This is a genomic window from Ancylomarina longa, from assembly GCF_003996985.1.
In the GTDB taxonomy this organism is placed as follows: Bacteria; Bacteroidota; Bacteroidia; order Bacteroidales; family Marinifilaceae; genus Ancylomarina_A; species Ancylomarina_A longa.
This window is the reverse complement of the sequence record NZ_RJJX01000324.1, coordinates 1-352: the sequence shown is the minus strand read 5'-3', so window position 1 is coordinate 352 and position 352 is coordinate 1. Positions and strand designations below refer to the sequence as shown.

The following is a 352-nucleotide window of genomic DNA, read 5'->3' as shown; positions in this document are numbered from 1 at the left end:
ATTTGTTGAATGCACACAAATTTGCAAATCTTTCTCCATTTTCGTTCCTCTCTCCCAGTCCATGTCGTCCCATAATATCTTCATATCCAGTGTTGTCTATTCCGACTTTGGCATTTAGATCTCCCATCAGAATAGTTAGGTCCTTTCTTGGGCATTTCTCAATGATTGACTGCAGCCGCTCGTAGAACTGATCTTTAATTTCGTCGTTGCTATCATTGGTGGGTGCATAACATTGGATAATATTCATTAAGATCCCCTCCTTCTTTGTTTTGAATGATGCTTTGATGATTCTGGATCCGTGAGATTCCCATCCTACAAGTGCATCTCGTGCTACTTTGGACAGCATTAGAGC

At 40.9% G+C, this 352-nt stretch carries 1 protein-coding gene; it reads right to left on the bottom strand.

The window, feature by feature from the left end; translation table 11 throughout:
• Positions 1-352 (bottom strand): exonuclease/endonuclease/phosphatase family protein (locus DLK05_RS19285; RefSeq protein WP_209319987.1); only part of this gene is annotated, 352 nt, incomplete at both ends.